At 61.9% G+C, this 17,409-nt stretch carries 16 protein-coding genes; 2 read left to right on the top strand and 14 right to left on the bottom strand.

From position 1 onward, the window contains the following. Window positions 1–93: 93 nt before the first annotated feature. Window positions 94–2,652 carry a TonB-dependent receptor domain-containing protein gene (locus DFR49_RS12450; protein ID WP_245968420.1) on the top strand — a complete coding sequence of 853 codons (2,559 nt, stop codon included), beginning with the start codon at window positions 94–96 and terminating at the stop codon, window positions 2,650–2,652. Next, window positions 2,646–4,823, top strand: coding sequence for a prolyl oligopeptidase family serine peptidase (locus tag DFR49_RS12445; protein ID WP_119035965.1), 2,178 nt, complete (start codon window positions 2,646–2,648; stop codon window positions 4,821–4,823). Before DFR49_RS12450 ends, DFR49_RS12445 begins: the two co-directional genes overlap by 7 nt. Here DFR49_RS12445 and DFR49_RS12440 read toward each other — a convergent pair. The 14 genes from DFR49_RS12440 to trbB all read right to left on the bottom strand — a co-directional run bounded on the left by DFR49_RS12440 (window position 4,820) and on the right by trbB (window position 17,007). Next, on the bottom strand, window positions 4,820–6,484 hold the full coding sequence (locus tag DFR49_RS12440) for an asparagine synthase-related protein (RefSeq protein WP_211325871.1): 1,665 nt from the start codon (window positions 6,482–6,484) through the stop codon (window positions 4,820–4,822). The two genes, DFR49_RS12445 and DFR49_RS12440, sit on opposite strands and share 4 nt — an antisense overlap. A 59-nt stretch (window positions 6,485–6,543) precedes the next feature. Then, window positions 6,544–7,224 carry a lasso peptide biosynthesis B2 protein gene (locus DFR49_RS12435; protein WP_147373687.1) on the bottom strand — a complete coding sequence of 227 codons (681 nt, stop codon included), beginning with the start codon at window positions 7,222–7,224 and terminating at the stop codon, window positions 6,544–6,546. Window positions 7,225–7,251: 27 nt separating this feature from the next. Beyond that, complete coding sequence (locus tag DFR49_RS22015; protein ID WP_170151012.1) at window positions 7,252–7,389, bottom strand: hypothetical protein; 138 nt, start codon at window positions 7,387–7,389, stop codon at window positions 7,252–7,254. A 135-nt stretch (window positions 7,390–7,524) separates the two neighbouring features. Further along, window positions 7,525–7,740, bottom strand: coding sequence for a DUF2274 domain-containing protein (locus DFR49_RS12430; RefSeq protein WP_119035962.1), 216 nt, complete (start codon window positions 7,738–7,740; stop codon window positions 7,525–7,527). After that, on the bottom strand, window positions 7,733–9,007 hold the full coding sequence (locus tag DFR49_RS12425) for a TraB/TrbI/VirB10 family type IV secretion system protein (protein ID WP_119035961.1): 1,275 nt from the start codon (window positions 9,005–9,007) through the stop codon (window positions 7,733–7,735). Before DFR49_RS12425 ends, DFR49_RS12430 begins: the two co-directional genes overlap by 8 nt. Beyond that, on the bottom strand, window positions 9,007–10,014 hold the full coding sequence (trbG, locus tag DFR49_RS12420; protein WP_245968418.1) for a P-type conjugative transfer protein TrbG: 1,008 nt from the start codon (window positions 10,012–10,014) through the stop codon (window positions 9,007–9,009). The genes DFR49_RS12425 and trbG overlap by 1 nt, the downstream gene beginning before the upstream one ends. Further along, complete coding sequence (trbF, locus tag DFR49_RS12415) at window positions 10,011–10,694, bottom strand: conjugal transfer protein TrbF (protein ID WP_119035960.1); 684 nt, start codon at window positions 10,692–10,694, stop codon at window positions 10,011–10,013. The genes trbG and trbF overlap by 4 nt, the downstream gene beginning before the upstream one ends. 4 nt (window positions 10,695–10,698) lie before the next feature. Beyond that, on the bottom strand, window positions 10,699–11,994 hold the full coding sequence (gene trbL / locus DFR49_RS12410) for a P-type conjugative transfer protein TrbL (RefSeq protein WP_119035959.1): 1,296 nt from the start codon (window positions 11,992–11,994) through the stop codon (window positions 10,699–10,701). Then, on the bottom strand, window positions 11,991–12,224 hold the full coding sequence (gene trbK-alt, locus DFR49_RS12405) for a putative entry exclusion protein TrbK-alt (protein ID WP_170151011.1): 234 nt from the start codon (window positions 12,222–12,224) through the stop codon (window positions 11,991–11,993). Before trbK-alt ends, trbL begins: the two co-directional genes overlap by 4 nt. A gap of 8 nt (window positions 12,225–12,232) precedes the next feature. Then, window positions 12,233–12,949 (bottom strand): P-type conjugative transfer protein TrbJ, encoded by a 717-nt coding sequence (gene trbJ, locus DFR49_RS12400; protein WP_119035957.1) that lies wholly within the window; start codon window positions 12,947–12,949, stop codon window positions 12,233–12,235. After that, a complete protein-coding gene (trbE, locus tag DFR49_RS12395; protein ID WP_119036407.1) occupies window positions 12,946–15,420 on the bottom strand; it encodes a conjugal transfer protein TrbE in 2,475 nt (824 codons plus the stop codon). The genes trbJ and trbE overlap by 4 nt, the downstream gene beginning before the upstream one ends. Beyond that, window positions 15,417–15,689: a VirB3 family type IV secretion system protein gene (locus tag DFR49_RS12390; RefSeq protein ID WP_119035956.1), complete on the bottom strand. Its 273-nt coding sequence runs from the start codon at window positions 15,687–15,689 to the stop codon at window positions 15,417–15,419. Before DFR49_RS12390 ends, trbE begins: the two co-directional genes overlap by 4 nt. Further along, entirely contained in the window at window positions 15,689–16,024 is a 336-nt protein-coding gene (locus DFR49_RS12385; RefSeq protein ID WP_119035955.1) for a TrbC/VirB2 family type IV secretion system protein, read from the bottom strand. Before DFR49_RS12385 ends, DFR49_RS12390 begins: the two co-directional genes overlap by 1 nt. Further along, window positions 16,021–17,007, bottom strand: a complete 987-nt coding sequence (gene trbB / locus DFR49_RS12380) for a P-type conjugative transfer ATPase TrbB (RefSeq protein WP_425454938.1) — start codon at window positions 17,005–17,007, stop codon at window positions 16,021–16,023. Before trbB ends, DFR49_RS12385 begins: the two co-directional genes overlap by 4 nt. Window positions 17,008–17,409 lie beyond the last annotated feature (402 nt).

Genomic DNA, 17,409 nt, shown 5'->3' with positions numbered 1-17,409 from the left:
AAAATTCTGAGGGCGCCACCCCTCGACCATCCGCGGCGTCAACTTCCATCCTGCAGGCAAGCCGATCGTGCTCGCCAAGGGAGGACGGGGACTATGGCGCCCAATCGAATTCATGTGATCGCGGTATTGATGGCGAGCGCGGCGGGCGTTCTCGCGACCGTGCCTGCTTCGGCGAGCGATCGGCAGGTATATCAATTCGACTTGCCGGCGCAGAACTTAGGCGACGCACTACGCACAGTGGCCGCCAAAGCTGGTTTGGAACTCTATGCCCGAGCGGATGACGTCAACAACATCCCGGCGGCACGGCTTCAGGCGCGCATGACTGCCCGAGAAGCTATCGAACGGCTGCTTGCGGGGACGAACCTTCGCGCCCGTTTTGACAAAGGGGCAGTGATTATCCGGGGCCGACCCACACAAAAATCCGAATCCGATTCTGCCGCGCAAACCGACATTGTTGTGACGGGAAGCCGCATTCAAGGAGGTAAAGTAGCGGCTCCCGTGACGACGGTCACGTCAGCCGATATCCGCAAGGCGGGACACGCGGATCTCGGCGAAGTCATGCGAAGCCTGCCGCTGAATTTTGCCGGCGGCCAGAGTCCAGGAATCGGGACCGATCAAGGAAGCGCGAATACAAACGTCAACGGCGCATCTTCCGTCAATCTCCTTGGCCTCGGGCCAAACGCCACGCTGACGCTGCTGGACGGCAACCGGTTGAGCTACACGGGCGTCAATGCTGCAGTCGATATCAGCGCCATTCCCGTAGCAGCTGTCGACCGTATTGAGATTGTGGCCGATGGCGCATCGGCGATCTACGGCGCCGACGCCGTAGCCGGGGTCGTCAATGTGCGCCTGCGACGCGACTATAATGGCGCTTCGGTCATGGGTCGGATCGGCGGCGCCACTGACGGAGGGGGATTTCAGCAGCAATATAACATTGTTGGTGGCCGCAAATGGACGAGCGGTGGCATATTGGCCACTTACGATTACCTATCCAACAACCCGGTCTTCGCCTCACAACGGATTTACGCGGCGAAGATGGCGTCAGATGCTACCCTCTATCCAGCGCTGACGCGCCACAGCGCTTTAGTGAGCCTAAATCAGGACGTTGGCGATCTGGTTTCGTTCACCATCGACTCGCTTTACAAGAATAGCCGGCAGCAAATCATCCAGGGCTTCGTAAGCGGGCAATCCCATTTCGCCAGTGGTGCCGACGCCCTGGCGAAAACCACGACGTTCTCGATCGCGCCAAATGCCACCGTCAAACTCGGCGGCGATTGGCTCGCGCGATTGGTGACCGCCTATGCGCGGGATGACACGGACATTGCGTCCAACGTCTACTCGGCGGGCGCGATTATTTCTGCCGGTACCCGGCGTTACAAAAATTCGTCGATATCCATTGAACTGGGGGCTCAAGGGAGCATTGGCGAGTTGCCTGCTGGGCCACTTAGGGCCGCATTCGGGCTCGGGTACCGTGATGTCGGTCTCAACCTCGTCGGGACCAACGCCGGGATCACCCTCCAAAAGTTCAGCAAGCATCGAGATAACCGGTTCGCCTACGGCGAACTATATTTTCCTATCCTGTCTCCCAACCAGCGCTCGCGTTTCGGCCGAGAACTGTCCTTTAGCGCTGCCTTCCGGTACGAAGAAAATGGGGGGACCGGCTCAGTTGCCCTTCCAAAGATTGGCGTCATCTACAGCCCCGTAGGTGGGCTGACGCTAAAGGGAAGTTGGGGCCGCTCGTTCCGGTTGCCGACATTATATCAGCAATATTCGGGCTACGCGGCGGTACTTGATCCGGCGACCAGTTATGGAACGGGTCTGCCTACAGGAGCCACTGTTCTGTGGCTTGGCGGCGCTGGGCCGAACATGAAGCCGGAGCGCTCCGAAAACTGGACGATCAGCGCCGAAATCAAACCGGCCGCGCTGGACGCGCTGTCCGCAACCTTCAGCTATTTCAATTTCGACTATACGAACCGCGTGGCCACGCCGATCTCCTCGTCGGCGGGCATATTGGACAACCCAATTTATTCGTCGCTAGTTACGCTGTCTCCGACGGCAGCGTTGCTCCAAGCCGAAATCTCTGGTGCGACGGTCGGGCTTCAGAACGCTGCGGGCCAACCGTATGATCCGGCGGATGTCGTGGCGCTCGTCGATACCCGCGATCGGAATGTCGCGCGCCAAAATTTTCACGGCATCAACTTGGCAGTCCGCTATTTGGCCAGGCTTCCGCACAATCGGAGCCTAGATTTCACGCTCGACGGAACGTGGATCGCGAGCGATCAGCAATTGCTTGCAGGATTGCCGTACGTTGACCTGGCGGGAACAATCTTCAACCCACCCCACTTAAGAGCGCGCGCCGGCGTTAGCTATAGCACGGACATGCTGTCGCTTTCTGGCTATGCCAACCTATCGTCGCACCTCACCGACAACCGTACCGCTGCGGTCGCAGAGTTCGCCGGCCCGTCGACATTTGATCTCTCAGCGCAATTCAAGGGCGGCAACGGGTTCGAACTGGGAGCAACGATCAGCAACCTGTTCAACCAGAAGCCGAAGACTATCGTAACGGCGTCCGCATATCAGACGCCGTTCGACACTACGAACTATTCGCCGCTTGGGCGCTTTGTTTCTGTTTCGGTGCGCAAATCGTGGTAGTAAAATCGCACCTGCAGGCCTTGGGCCTCTTCGTTGTCGCGCTTCCCTGGCAGTCCAGTCCAGCGATCGCAGAGCCCCCAGCCAGCGGGCGGGTTTGGACGCTCGACGACGCCGTTGCCGCTCCAGAGGTGACGGATCTAGCGATCTCGGGTGACGGCAGTCGAGCTGCCTATTTGCTGCGAACGGTCGATCTCGCAAAGGATCAGCCCATTTTCGAACTTCATATCGTAAATATCCGCGAACGCCACGATCGGATGGTGGCCTCGTCGGCGTTCCTCAGCCGACTGAAAAGGATTCCAGGCCAATCGTCATGGAGCCTGCTCGCCAATTTCGGGCAAGGTCTTCAACTCTATCGGGCGACGGATGATGGCCATATCTCGTTGATTGCTGAGAGTAAGACAAAAGTGTTGGTGGGCAGCGCCGATGGGGCAAACTTTGGCTATGACGAAGTTCCGCCGATGCTGGTTGGTATTCCGTTCTACGACTGGTCGCCCGATGGAAAACATTTGTTCTATTCGACCCTCGAGGAGATGAAGGCCGATCGTCGGATTCTTACCGGTGCGGAGGTCACCGCGGCAAGTGCGCGGCGGAGATGGTCTCCCCAGGTGAAGGTCAGCTTCTACCTCCGAGGCGAGACGGGAGAAGCTGTGCGGATTGCGTCCGCCCCGACTCAGGATCGTGTCGCGCGCTATCTGGGCGGGCTCCCTAAATGGTCGAGCAATCACATCGACTATTCACTCCAGGCAGTCGACAATCCAACGCCGTCGGCGTGGCAGTACCGCTGGCAATTCGGAGGTAGTAAATCGACATTGCTTCCTGGCGGCGCGAGCCTTGTCGCGGGCGAAGTGCCGACTGGCCCGCACGGCGGAGCAATCAGCGTTACGAGGATAGGCGGCAAGCCCCGCCTAACCGAGCAACTCCCGAATGGAACATCAATTGATTATGGCGCGATGAATATCGCTTTATCCGGCGTAGGGTCTCACGGGTTCTGGAGATCAGCCGACGGCGCCGTGGTTCTTGCGGTACGCCTGCTGGACGAAGCCAGATATGTCCTGGTGAGGATCGATCGAGACGGAAAATCCACAATATTCCCAGCGAAAAACAGCCTGCGCCACTGTGCTTTTACCTCCGACGCGATGCAGGGCGTCTGTATTCATGAGGGGCTGGTCGAATCACCGGAACTTGTCGCCGTCTCGACGCGGACCGGCAGCGTCCGTTCAGTCAGCGAAATATCGCCGCACTACGCGGCGATTAAGCCGCTAGAGATGTCGACGCTTAGTTGGACCAACAGCTTCGGCTACACGGATAACGGTTTCGTGATCTACCCGCGTGGCTATCGTCATGGGCAGCGCTATCCGGCGATTATCATTACGCATTCATCTGATGCCGATCAGCGATTTGCCGCTGCCGACCTGCAATGGAACTATCCAGCATATTTGTTCGCGGAGCGCGGCTACGTAGTCCTGCTGGTCAATGATCCTTCTTCCTTCCCGAGTGAGGCGCTTGATAGGGCGCAAGCCACTTGGAACAGTTGCGATGGCCGGACACCACCGTGGGAGGTGCAGCGGCTAATTTGGCTCAACACAGTCGAAAGCTATCGCAGCCTCATCAACAGGTTGAATGGCGAGGGACTGATTGATCGAGATCGGCTCGGCATTGCAGGCTACAGCGCTGGATCGCAAATGGTGAACGTGGCCGTTACGCAAACCCATTTGTTCAAGGCTGCATCAAGTGGGGACGGAGCCTATTTGGAACCCGCCGCGAACCGTTATCTGCAATGCAGCTATCGCGCCGTCTATGGCGGTGCGCCTGGGGATCCTCGAGCAATCCCGAACTATCTTGCTCTCGCGCCATCATATCGCGCCAGATACACAACGACGCCCGTACTGCAGCAACTCGCTGAACCACGGGCGGGCGCCGTTGACTTCTATCAAGCGCTCCAGGTGGCAGGCGTTCCCACCGAAATTACATTATATCCGGGCGAAACGCCGGCGTCCGACGAGACCCATTTGTTCCACATTCCCTCCAATCGCCGCGCAGCGCTGGTTGAAAACCTGGAGTGGTTCGACTTCTGGTTGCGTGGAAAGACACCCACGTCCGACCCGAAAAGGGCTGCGCGATGGAAAGCGATGCGTTCGAGGGCTGCGGTCGCGCGAAAGGAGACGGACTAGCCGCGTTCCCAATGGTTGGCCCAGGTGTCCGCCGCAAGGAGAGCAAGCAAACGCTGCGCGTTGAGCGAATGGTATCCGGCGCGGACGTGAGACCGCAACGCGTCTCCTGACGCTGAGAGAATACCGTGTTCCTGCAAGAATCCAGATTGCAATCGCCGCAGCACAACTGCCTCGTTCTGGTGATATAATTGATGGACAAACCCGCTCGGACCGCCTCCGGATTTCCGCTCTAACAGCGCTTTGGGAATCAACCCGCTAAACGCCTTGTGTGCAACGGAGCGATCGACCCCGCCGCCGACCCATTGCCAGGATGGGATCGTTAGGCATAGTTCGACGATCGGCTGGGCGAGAAGCGGAGCAATGGAAGGTGGGTGGGTCGCGCGACTGTGGAAGCCATCGTTGCCCAATGCGTGGCGCAACTTCCTGATGTGTACATTCGCCCCGGGAAGGGTACCGGGCTTGGCTTCGAGCCAGGGGTGAGGTGACATGTGTGCCGCGGCTCGAGCCAGCCGATCGGGGTCGAGGAAACTTGCGTCGCCATTGGTCAACTCGCGTCGCCTCTTTGCAAAGCGGGCAAGCACAAAACGACCGATAGTAAACATGTCGGCATTGGTCAGGCGCGCGACGTCGCCGAAGGTTTCTATAATCGCACCCGGCCGATTGCGTGCAAGAATGCGATCGACAATTGGCGTAACGGAATTGAGCGAACAGAACACATTATCGCCGCCGTTTCCGGAGAAAAACGCATCCAGCGACTTCTCACGGAATATCTGGTCGCGAACGTGAGCGATCGGCTGAACGAAATGGGCTAGAAACGGCCGCGGTGAATCGCTGACAACAGGAGTGTCCAGGCGGGCTGGCCAGTCACTATACGCTTCGGCCCTAAGCGAAATGCCAAATGCGTCGGCTGCGATCGTTGCATAGGATCGCTCGTCTCCATTGTGATCGGGCCCGAACATGGTCAGTCCGTGGGTGGTCGCCCCCGCGTTCGCAAGCGCTGCAGCAACGATTGTGGAATCGAGACCGCCTGACATTCCCAGCAGGATTGATTCGAAGCAACTGCTCCAGCCCCGAATTGTATCAAGGACGATGCTTCGCAGCATCTCGGCGTTGTCGACCGCGCTACGATGGCACGTCCCAACGTAATCCCAAGGGGACCATAGGCATTTTTCGATCGCTTGCTTCGCCACGAAGTCGATCGCGAAGCCCGGTAGCAATTCCGAGACGCCGGCGATGCACGTCTGCCGCCCTGCGAACTGTGGCGACCAAAGAAAAGTGGCCAGCGCATCGGAATCGACCCGAAGGCCATCTTCGCGGCGAAAAGGCATACGTCCGAGTTCTGCGGCGAGCACGACTTCGTCTGCTACGCGGCGCCAATAAACGGGGAGCGTACCCGATGGATCGCGAACGATCCTCGTCACTCCGAGGCGAGTTTGAAGGAATGCGGCATATCCGCCCCAATATTCTCGAATGAGACTTGCGCCCTTTGATGCAATGATCCGGTCGGCCTCTGCCTTCGAGAACGATGTAATGCGCCGGCTTGGCAGCGATCGGGTAAAGAGATGGCCAACTAGGCAGCCTTGGTCTTTGATGCTGATGAAATGCTCGGAGCCCCAAACATTCATCCTGTCGCCTTCAAAAATCAGCGGAAGCCCATCCAACTCGGCTCTCGTCGCCTGAAATTCCCTACCATGTGTCCAGGCGACGAAACGAGGAGTGTTCATGCCGCGAGGATTGGAACAAAAGTTCCTACTCGTTCGAGTGGATCGCTCACGAGCCGATCCTCACACTGGACCCAGCAGTGGGCAGCGAAGGGTAGCTGAACGCCAATGACTATGGTCGGTCTATGACCGGTGCGCCGCAGCAGATCAGCGATCGCAAAGCTGCGCGGCAGACATTTATTCGCCGAAGGGAAGATGCGTTGCGCGTGAAAAAATGCTGAAGCGACGACTGCTTCGTCGATTTTCGTACTCGATCGGTATGGAAAACCTGGTCGGGTTTGCGCTGCCTTCGCGACATCCAGCGTTTTGGACAGGCCTCGCCGGGCCAAAAGGAACGAATGGACCGTTTGCAGCGCGATTGCGCGCGCAAGCATGGTCATCGATGCCGGAGCGATTGCCGCATCGATATAGCTCGAGCGCGCGGATGGGATATCCTGCCGCGACTCTGGGATGCCCGGACCATCAACAAGGATATTCAGCTGCAAGAGCGATTTAATGTCGGCAGGCATAGCCTGCCCCGCCGCGAAGGCCGTAAAATGCGCCGCTGCGTTTCCGGATAGGAGAAAATAGCGGCCTGCGGACAGGTCAAGAAATATCGGCGTGCCGCATACCCAGGCGAAATGTAGATTAGGCCTAACGGTCACCATCGACGCCAGATCCTCGATGGCGGGACGCGTCACATTACAGTAGCGCGCCCCGTCATGCTCTCAGTCGTCTTCGCTGAGACCAGTGTGTTTCGCGAACATGATGCCGTCCGTGTCGAGCACGCCGCTCGGCTCTCCGCCACGGGTAAGGGAGGTTGCCTCGCCGAGCTCGACGATGTCTTCGATGTCGATGCGATCCATTATCATCACTCCTTTAAACGCGACTCAGTTGGTCGCGAACGGAGCGTCACAGAGCGGACGCGAACTATCTATTTTATAATTGAATTATAATCGCCTTGTTGGCACGCGACGATGGTGCGCGGAGGTACACAACTATCATTTTCGCGTGCGGGTAAACCCCCTGTCACTGCCCATGAAGCGCTCAACCATTGACGGAATGAGGCGTTCTGGCGGCAACGGCTCTCCAAGTCCGGTTTCCGCCGCGTGAACACGAGAATAGTCCAGCAAATCCCGATGAACCGTCGCGGGCAATTCGATCGTAAGTTTGACGGGTTTGTCGTCGAGGATGGGACCGAGCTTCAACCTAGCCATTATCGGTTCCCGGAACCGGTGCGAGGACCAGGTCGTGCGTTACCATCACCCGGAGCGGGTAACCGGGCCGTATTGTAAGCGTCGGCGCGACATCAATCCCGCGCTGGACGAGCTGGCGGCCGGTTTGGTTGATCGTATCCTGGCTTCCATAGCGTAGCGCACGGAGCAATTGATCATCATCGTTCGTGGCAAGCTCTGCTCCGACGCCCATCAGCGTCGAGATGACAGCCGCCTTTAACAGATTACCCCAATGGTAATCGGTGTGATCCTGCAACCCCGCCATGCCGGCCGCATCCGCTCCCGGCATCTTGTCGAGCAGGATTGACCGGCCGCCCGGCAGGATCAGCCGATCCCAGGCGAGCAGAACGCGATCCTGACCGGCCGCGACGTCGCTGTCATAATTGCCGATCAGGCGTGAGCCCTGCGGGATCAGAAGGGTACGACCGGTCGGACTGTCATAGACGTTCTCGGTCACTTGGGCGGTGATCTGGCCGGGCAGGTCAGATCGAATGCCCGTGATCAGCGCGGCGGGAATGATGCTCCCGGCTTGAAGGATATAAGGCGATGTCGGCGCAGTGAGCCGCTGGGTACTTTCCGTCGATCGATCGGCGGCGATTTGAAAGAACGCCTGCTTGCCGGCCAGTCGCGATCCGCCGTCGTTGCTTCCCAAGCGATCGCCTGCATTCGCGGCCGGCAGGGGTAGGGTCGGCCGCGGACTGCCGTCGACTGGCAATTCGGCTGCCGATGTCGTCGTCCGGGATATCTGGCGACCATTTGCGAGAAACAACTGGCTGGTTCGCGCGGATTCCTTTTCCTGCACTAACCGTTGCCGCGCTTGCTCCGCCGCCGCTGCCCGCGGGTCGGTCTGTGCCCCCATCGGCGGAATAGCCACCGTCTTGCCGTCGGCCTGCGCATTGAGAATCGGCCGGCCGAGATCGCCCGGAAGCGGCGGACCGAGCTTCGGCACTTTCGAATAGTCGGCTGGCGCACCGGTCACGAGCTCGGATCGGGCAGCAGTATCGCCGCTCGATACGTTCTGCGGCGCTGTTACGGGCGGTCGCGGTTGCAGCGCATAAATCAACGAACCGCCGATGCCGACACCGGCAGCAATCCCGAGCATCGCCATCGCCTTGCGCGACAATCGGGTCACCTGTGGTGGTGATCCCCGCAAGCGAAAGGCTTCCGGGTTTCCCGGTGCGGGTTGTCCATGATCGACCGCGGCCGGTTCCGGCAGCTGTTCTGGCGCATCGTCCGTCGCCTCGATCATCACGACCGACCCCGCTTGGCGCTCTCGCGCGTGATGCGCACATGCTGCTCGCTTTTCTTGGTGCCCAACCTCAGTTCGGCCGCACCGAACAACCGGTCGACGACCATGTAGCGGCCCTGCACCCGGTAATTGACCAGCTCGTCCTTGCCATCGACGCCGCGCACGAACAGCGGGGGCATCTCGCTCGTGCCGATCGTCACCGGAAACTCGATATAGGCCTGTCGGCCATCGTCGAACGCCCGAACCGGCCGCCAATCGGGCTTGTCGCCATCGATCCGGTAATCGAAATCGAGCGCGCTGGGATCGATCCCCGTGGCGATCGGTGCGGCGCGCGCCGCTTGCGCGTCCGCCTTGCGCAAGGCGATCAGCTGGTCCTGCGGATAGGTCCAGGACACCGCAGCCATATAGGTTCCAGCCGTTGCGTGCAACTCGAGATGATAGGTTCGCCGGCTGGTGTTGATGACGAGATTGGTTTCGAGGTCGGGGCGCGTTGGCTTCACCAAAATGTGGATTCGCTTGGCGGCGCCTGCGCCGCTTTCGGTGTCGCCGATAATCCAGCGAACCGTATCGCCGGCGGCGACAGGACCGGTGCCGGCGAGTTCCTCACCTTGCTGCAAAGCGATGTCGGTCACTTGGCCCGGCGCGGCATAGACTTGGTAGAGCGCACCGTCGGCATAGGGATATTGCTGGATGGCGTTCAGCCAGGACACGCGATCGGGCTCGACACGCGCGGCGGTATTGGCTCGGTTGACCCGGGCTTTCGGATCGGGGCTAGCGTGCGATCGCTGCGACGCTGTGATCGGCTTCAATTGGCCGGGAAGCGGGAGCGGGGTGGGGATGGTGATGATCCGCAGGCCGCCGCCCGGCTTGGGTGTGGCTGCGGCCGGCGGTGGTGAGGTCGCCGCCCGGATCTGCGGCCAGGCGGGTGTTGCCAGGCCGACGAGAAGGGAGCCGGCAAGTAGGAATGCGATCGGTCGGCGAGCGCCGGGCAGCATGAGAGTGATCATTGGCTGAGTTCCTTCGACCAGTTGAAGGCGTCGACGAAAATGCCGAGCGGGTTTTTGCGCAGGCCCTCGGCGGTGCGCGGTGGCTGGATCGACGCGGTCAGGATCGCTGACCAATGCGAGGTGTCGGTGAGCGCGCCGTCCTGATAACGGCGCTCGACCCACGCGACCCTGAAGCTGTCGGGCGACGCCCGGATCACGCTCGACACATCAACCGCGATCTGAACCTTGCCGACCTGGGCGAAGGGATCGTTTTTTCGCGCATAGTCATTGAGGGCGGCGGCGCCCTTGTCGGTCGCAAAATCGTACGCCTCGAGCCAGTTCCGGCGCAGCACGATCGGATCGGCCGGTAGCGACCGCACATGCTCGACGAAGCGCGCCAGATGGAACTCGATCTGCGGATCGGTCGGCCGATAACCTGCTTCGGCCGGCGCAACGGTCTGCGCCTCGCCGAGCTTGTCGACCTCGACGACCCACGGAATGATCGTGCCGCGTGCCGACTGCCAGACCAGGCCGGCGGCGAGCCCGCCGGAAAGGGCGAGGCAGCCGAAGAAGGCCAGCCGCCAATTTCGCGCCTGGACACGCGCCGAGCCGATCCGGTCGTCCCACACCTGCGCAGCGCGCTGGTATGGCGTCACGGGCTCGGGCGTCGTGCCATAACGGATCGTGGGGCGTCGGAACATGCGCTCAGTCCTTTTCGGAAATGTCGGGGCCGGCACCGCCGCTATGGCTGTCGCCGGCCTTGAGGGTGTTCGCCGCCGAGGTCGCTCCATGCGTCATCGCCTGGCGCCGCTTCATCGCTTTCACCCAGGCAGGCGCGGCACTTTCGCCGCCGGTCGCTGGTGCTGACGGAGCGTTCGTGAAGTTGGAGGCGGCGGCGCGCCCCAACGCGAAATTGTCGCGAAAGGTGCTCGCTGCCTTGCGAAGCGGCGACGTCGCGCCGTTCGCGGCGCCCTTCGCCACATTCGCGACGCCGCCAGCTACAGCGGCGCCACCGGTCTTGCCGGCTGCCCCCGATTGATAGGCGGCCGACGCCGCTCCTGCCATCCGTGCGCCGCCCATCGCCGTGCCGCCGATCGCGCCCGCGGCCGCCCCACCGGCAATGCCGGCGGCGGCGACGCCGCCGGCCACGGTCGCACCGGCGGCAAGCGCGGTTCCCGCTGCACTCCCGGCGCCGAGTTGCGGACCGCCCGTGACGATGCCGTTAGCAATACCCGGGCCGAAGATGCCGAGTCCCAGTAATGTCAGGGCCGCGAGCGCGACCGTCATCGCCTGATCGATATCGGCGGTGTCGCCGAGGCCGGCATTGGTGAATTGGTCGAACAGCGTGGTGCCGATGCCGGTGATCACCGCCAGCGTCATCACCTTGATGCCCGAGGAGATGATATGGCCGAGCACGCGCTCGGCCATGAACGCGGTGCGGCCGAAGAACGCGAACGGCAGCAACACGAACCCGGCGAGCGTCACCAGCTTGAACTCGATGATCGTGATGAAGATCTGGACGGCGAGAATGAAGAAGGCGAGCACCACGATCAGCCAGGCGACCAGCAGCACGATGATCTGGGCGAGGTTGACGAACACGCCCATCGGTCCTGCCAGCAGATAGATTTCATCGGTCAGCGGTTTGGCGGCTTTGAGCCCTGTTGCCGCGATGGCGCCGGGCTTCATGAAATCGGCAAGTGCCAGGCTGCTCCCCGACGCCTTGAGGCCAAGCCCGGCGAAACTGTGGAACACGATGGTGGCGAGGTTGGAGAAATTGCCGATGATGAAGGCGAAGACGCCGATATAGAGCGTCTTCTTGATCAGGCGCTGCAGGACGTCTTCGTCCGCACCCCAGGCCCAAAACAGGCCAGCGATCGTCACGTCGATCACGATCAGCGTCGAGGACAGGAATCCGACCTCGCCGCCGAGCAGACCGAAGCCCGAATCGATATATTGGCTGTAGACCTGGAGGAAGCCGTCGATAACGCCGGTATCGTTCACTGGCTCGCCTTTCTGAAGAACCGGCGGCGCTCGGCACCCCAGGCCGCTTCACAGGCTGCGTCCGGGCCGGTCGTGGCGCGGCAGTGTTCGAGGGCTACTACGCGCGTCGCGTGATTTGGGTGATCGACGGTCGTGGCAGCTGGCGTAGGTGACATATGCGAGGCAGCGCCCGCGGCGATGAGTGCCGCAGTCATCAGGCTCGCAACGACCACAACGCCGATCAGCTTCACCGCACGGCTCATTTCTTGAAGAAGCGGCGAAGGCGCTCACGGGCTTCGGCTTCGTCAGCCGCGCTGCGCGCAGCCGCGAGTGTCTGCGCCCGGCCTTGCGCCGCCATTACCGCGGTCAAGTCTGCGAGCTGCTGCGATTGCAGCGCAAGCAGCTGGTTGCCCGCCTGTGCCGCCTGGAGCGCGCCGCTCGCTGATTGGCTTGCGCTTACCAGCGTATCGATCGACCCCTTGGTGCCCTGGAGGTTGCCGACCGCGCCGGCCTGGACCCGCAAAGCATCCTCGAATGCGCCGACGCTGTCCTGCCAGCGATCGTTGGCATCGGCGACCATCTGGCTTTCCGGGGCGGTCAGATTGGTGCCGCTGTAGCGCTCGCTGAACGTGGTCTGGATGTCCTGGACATTATAGGCGATGCGCTGCGCCGCGCCGAGCAATTGACGGGTCTGCTGGATCTGCTGCTGAAGCGTCGACAGCGTCGAGACGGGCAGCGTCGCGAGGTTCTTGCCCTGATTGATCAGTGACTGCGCCTGGTTCTCGATCTGCCGGATCTGATTATTGACCGCCTCGAGACTGCGCGCAGCGGTCAAGACATTCTGTGCATAATTGCTCGGGTCATAGACGATGCCGCCGAACTGCGCCGTCGCTGGCGAAGATACGGCGATCGCCGCCAGCATCGCCAACGCTGTCGCGCTTCGCGACAAGCGCGCGCGCTTTCTGGATCGAGTCATTCGATGTCCTCCTCAAAGATGTGGGAAAGCAAAGGTTCGTCGGGCGCGGCAGAGGGTTCGGGTAGCAAATCTGCGGCCCACTCAAGCCCGCGATGGCGTAGCCAGGCGCGGGCGAAGTCTTGCTTGCCGTGGGCGGCGACGATCTCCGTGATCCGGCGCTGATCGGCTTTCGACGAGGCGGCAGTGAAGGCCAGCGCGACCTCGCCGAGCCCGAGATCGAACAGCCGGTTACCGCGCCGCGACTGGCAATAATAGTCGCGCTTCGGTGTCGCTCGAGCGAGGATGTCGATCTGTCGGCCGTTGAGGCCGAACCGCTCGTAAACCCGAGCGATCTGCGGCTCGCCGGCGCGCTCGTTGGGCAGGAACACGCGCGTCGGGCAGCTCTCGATGATCGCCGGCGCGATCGCGCTGGTCTCGATATCGGCGAGGCTCTGTGTCGCGAAGATGACACTCGCGTTCTTCTTGCGCAGCGTCTTAAGCCATTCGCGCAGCTGTGCGGCGAACGCCGGGCTGTCGAGCACGAGCCATCCTTCATCGATGATGATCAGGGTCGGTCGCCCATCAAGCCGGTGCTCGATCCGATGGAAAAGATAGCTGAGCACCGCTGCGGCCGACGCCGCGCCGACCAGCCCCTCGGTTTCGAAGGCCTGGACCGACGCATCGCCGAGGAATTCGTTTTCCGCGTCGAGCAGGCGGCCCCAGGGGCCGCCGATGCAATAAGGCGCCAATGCCTGTTTGAGCGCTTGCGATTGCAGCAGGACAGCGAGGCCGGTGAGGGTGCGCTCGGCGCGCGGTGCGGTCGCGAGCGAGGTCAGCGCCGACCAGAGATGCTCTTTGGCGTCGGGGTCGACAAGCACGCTCTCGTTGGCGAGGATCGCCGCCAGCCATTCGGCCGCCCAGGCGCGCTCGCCGGGTTCGTCGATCCGGCCGAGCGGCTGCAGCGCTACGGCGGAATCGGCATCACCGTCGTGCAGCGCGCCGCCCAGATCCTGCCAGTCCCCGCCCATCGCCGTCGCGGCCGCACGGATCGAGCCGCCGAAATCGAACGCGAAGACCTGGCTGTTCTCATAGCGCCGGAACTGCAGCGCCATCAGCGCCAGCAGCACCGACTTGCCCGCCCCGGTCGGGCCCACGACGAGCGTGTGGCCGACGTCGCCGACGTGCAAAGAAAAGCGGAACGGGGTCGAACCTTCGGTCCTTGCGTAGAACAAGGGGGGCTGACCGAAATGGTCGTCCCGTTCCGCCCCCGCCCACACGGCTGACAGGGGGATCATGTGGGCGAGATTGAGAGTTGAGACCGGTGGCTGCCGGACATTGGCGTAAACCTGGCCCGGCAGACTACCGAGCCAGGCTTCGACGGCGTTCAGGCTCTCCACCATGCAGGTGAAGTCGCGTGCCTGGATCACCTTCTCGACTTGACGAAGCTTCTCGGCGGCGAGTGCGGGATCTCGATCCCAGACCGTGACCGTTGCGGTCACATAAGCGATCCCGGCATAGTCGGCGCCAAGCTCCTGCAACGCCAGGTCGGCATCCATGGCTTTGTTCGCGGCATCGCTGTCGGTCAGCACCGCCGCCTCGTTGGTCATCACTTCCTTGAGGATCGCCGCGACCGATTTGCGCTTGGCGAACCATTGCCGGCGGATCTTCGACAGCAGCCTGGTCGCGTCGGTCTTGTCGAGCATGATCGCTCGCGTTGACCAGCGATACGCAAATGCCTGGGCGTTGAGCTCGTCGAGGAGACCTGGGAAGGTCTCGGTGGGGAAGCCGGTAATGGTGAGCGTGCGCAGATGCTGCTCGCCAAGCCGAGGCTCGAGCCCGCCGGTGAACGGCTCGTCGGTGATAAAGGCGTCCAGATAGGCGGGCGTCTCGGGGACGCGCACCCGCTGCCGCTTGGTCGATACGGTACTATGCAGGAAGGTCAGCGTTTCACCGTCATCGAGCCAGCTCGCTTCCGGCATGAAGCCATCGACGAGATGAAGCACGCGGGCCGTCTGGTCGATGAAGCGCTTGAGTTGCTCCCGCGGATCGACACCGCTGGTCGAGCGGCCCTCATAGAGCCAGGTCTCCGCCCGTGCGGCATCTTCCGCGGGCGGCATCCAGAGCAGTGTCAGGTAATAGTGGTTCTCGTAATGCGTACCTTCCTCGCGGAACTGCTCGCGTCGCTCGAGATCAACCAGCTCCGAGGCTGGATCGGGAAATGAAGATTGAGGATAGACGAGCGCCGGCGCGCGCTGCGCCTCGACGAACATTGCCCAGCCAGTACCGAGGCGACGCAGCGCATTGTTAAGGCGCGCCGTCACCGCCACCAGCTCAGCCGGCGTCGCGCTATCGAGGTCTGGCCCACGGAAGCGCGCCGTGCGCTGGAAACTGCCGTCCTTGTTGAGTACCACGCCGGGTGCCGCCAATGCCGCCCAGGGCAGGAAGTCAGCGAGGCAGGTGGCCTGCGCGCGATATTCGCGCAAGCTCATCATGGCCGCATCCATGCCGAGTAGCGCAAGTGTCGGCGCGCGACGTCGACGAACTGCGGATCGCGCCGCGCTGCCCAGACGCCGAGCGTGTGGCCGAGCGCCCAGAGCGCGAGTCCGGCAACCCAGAGTCGAAGACCGAGGCCGATCGCGCCGGCAAGCGTGCCGTTGAGGATAGCGAGCGCGCGCGGCGCGCCGCCGAGCAGGATGGGCTCGCTCAGCGCGCGATGAACCGGCGCGAAATAGCCCGGCACGATGTCATTCGCTCCGGCCATCAGATCAGCGCGCCGCCGCTGAAGCTGAAGAACGACAGGAAGAAAGAGCTGGCGGCAAATGCGATCGACAGGCCGAACACGATCTGGATCAGCCGCCGGAACCCGCCTGAGGTTTCCCCGAAAGCGAGGCTCAGCCCGGTAATGATGATGATCATCACTGCGATGATCTTGGCGACCGGCCCTTCGATCGAATCGAGGATGCTCTGGAGCGGCGCCTCCCAGGGCATCGACGAGCCTGACGCATAAGCGGGGCTGATGAGCACTTGTGTTCCGAGTGCAAGCGCAGCCACGGAAGATGAAATACGGCGCGAGAGCTGCCGCCGTGAGACGGTCATTCTATGTCTCCATCGTTGTGAAAAGAGAGGGAAGAGAGCCGATAGTCGCCTGTTGCTGGGTCAAGGCCGTCCACTCTGGCGAGCTCGGTGAGCCGACGTCCGGTGCCGCTCCGGACAAGCACCGCGATCAGGTCGATCGTCTCGGCAACCAGGGCCCGCGGCACCGTCACTACCGCTTCCTGAATGAGTTGCTCCATGCGACGGAGCGCGCCGATCGCGCTACCGGCATGGATGGTGCCGATTCCACCGGGATGTCCGGTGCCCCAGGCCTTCAGGAGATCGAGGGCTTCACGCCCGCGAACCTCGCCGATGGGAATGCGGTCAGGGCGCAGGCGGAGACTCGATCGGACAAGGTCAGACAGCGACGCGACACCATCTTTGGTTCGCATCGCGACCAGATTGGGCACGGTACATTGCAGCTCGCGCGTGTCCTCGATCAGGACCACCCGATCCGATGACTTGGCGATTTCGGCAAGGAGCGCATTGGCCAGTGTGGTCTTGCCGGTGCCCGTGCCGCCCGCGACCAGAATGTTACGCCGATCGGTGACGCCTGCGCGCAGCAGCGCGGCCTGAAGGCGCGACATGATCCCACTTTTCGCATAGTCGTCGAGCGTGAAGACGGCGACAGCAGGTTTGCGGATCGCAAAAGTTGGCGCGGCGACGACTGGGGGTAGCAGTCCCTCGAACCGTTCGCCTGTCTCGGGCAGTTCGGCTGACACCCGAGGCAAACGGCTATGGACTTCGGCGCCTACATGATGGGCGACCAGGCGAATGATCCGTTCGCCTTCTGCTGGCGTCAGCCGTTCGCCGGTATTGGTGATGCCATCGCCGAGGCGGTCGACCCACAACCGGCCGTCGGGGTTGAGCATGACTTCGATAATGCTGGAATCAGTGAGCCAGGCGGCGATCGCTGCCCCCATTGCGGTGCGCAGCATCCGCGCCCCTCGCACAACGGCCTCCGATCGGATCGCTGCTGTCGCCATGCTCATCCCCGTTTCGATGCCGAAGCAAAGTCTCCGACACGTCGGGGATGAGTAAGAGACGCAGAAAATGAAGCAGTTCAACAGCTATTTATGTCGATCGCGCCGTGGCGAAGAAAGACAGGGAATGGCGTAGGCAAGGTCGCTTGGCGATGACGCGAATCCACAATCACGATGTCGCTTTGCTACTGCGCGTCGAGCCGATCGTTTGAATATTGGATCCTCTGCGGCGCATGGGCATCGCGGGCCAATAGATTTGCGTCGTGGGAATTAGCGGGGACGGCTTGGCGCAGCATCTCGTGGCACGACAACCCTACACCTGACGAAGGTCAACGATGCTTAAGCGTCCGATACGTTTGATCGTGACGTTTGATCGTGGCATTCAACCGTCTTGGCGGGCGGGCA

Origin of the sequence: Hephaestia caeni, from assembly GCF_003550065.1 — a bacterium.
In the GTDB taxonomy this organism is placed as follows: domain Bacteria; phylum Pseudomonadota; class Alphaproteobacteria; order Sphingomonadales; family Sphingomonadaceae; genus Sphingomonas; species Sphingomonas caeni_A.
Note: the sequence above shows the minus strand (reverse complement) of the source record. Positions and strands in the feature narration are given on the sequence as shown.

Bases quoted from the DNA above. Each gene is read 5' to 3' on its own strand.
- DFR49_RS12450 (WP_245968420.1), top strand. From the start codon at position 94: ATGGCGCCCAATCGAATTCATGTGATCGCGGTATTGATGGCGAGCGCG.
- DFR49_RS22015 (WP_170151012.1), bottom strand. From the start codon at position 7,389: ATGGATCGCATCGACATCGAAGACATCGTCGAGCTCGGCGAGGCAACC.
- DFR49_RS12430 (WP_119035962.1), bottom strand. From the start codon at position 7,740: ATGGCTAGGTTGAAGCTCGGTCCCATCCTCGACGACAAACCCGTCAAA.
- DFR49_RS12425 (WP_119035961.1), bottom strand. From the start codon at position 9,007: ATGATCGAGGCGACGGACGATGCGCCAGAACAGCTGCCGGAACCGGCC.
- trbG (WP_245968418.1), bottom strand. From the start codon at position 10,014: ATGATCACTCTCATGCTGCCCGGCGCTCGCCGACCGATCGCATTCCTA.
- trbF (WP_119035960.1), bottom strand. From the start codon at position 10,694: ATGTTCCGACGCCCCACGATCCGTTATGGCACGACGCCCGAGCCCGTG.
- trbJ (WP_119035957.1), bottom strand. From the start codon at position 12,949: ATGACTCGATCCAGAAAGCGCGCGCGCTTGTCGCGAAGCGCGACAGCG.
- trbE (WP_119036407.1), bottom strand. From the start codon at position 15,420: ATGATGAGCTTGCGCGAATATCGCGCGCAGGCCACCTGCCTCGCTGAC.
- DFR49_RS12390 (WP_119035956.1), bottom strand. From the start codon at position 15,689: ATGGCCGGAGCGAATGACATCGTGCCGGGCTATTTCGCGCCGGTTCAT.
- DFR49_RS12385 (WP_119035955.1), bottom strand. From the start codon at position 16,024: ATGACCGTCTCACGGCGGCAGCTCTCGCGCCGTATTTCATCTTCCGTG.
- trbB (WP_425454938.1), bottom strand. From the start codon at position 17,007: ATGGCGACAGCAGCGATCCGATCGGAGGCCGTTGTGCGAGGGGCGCGG.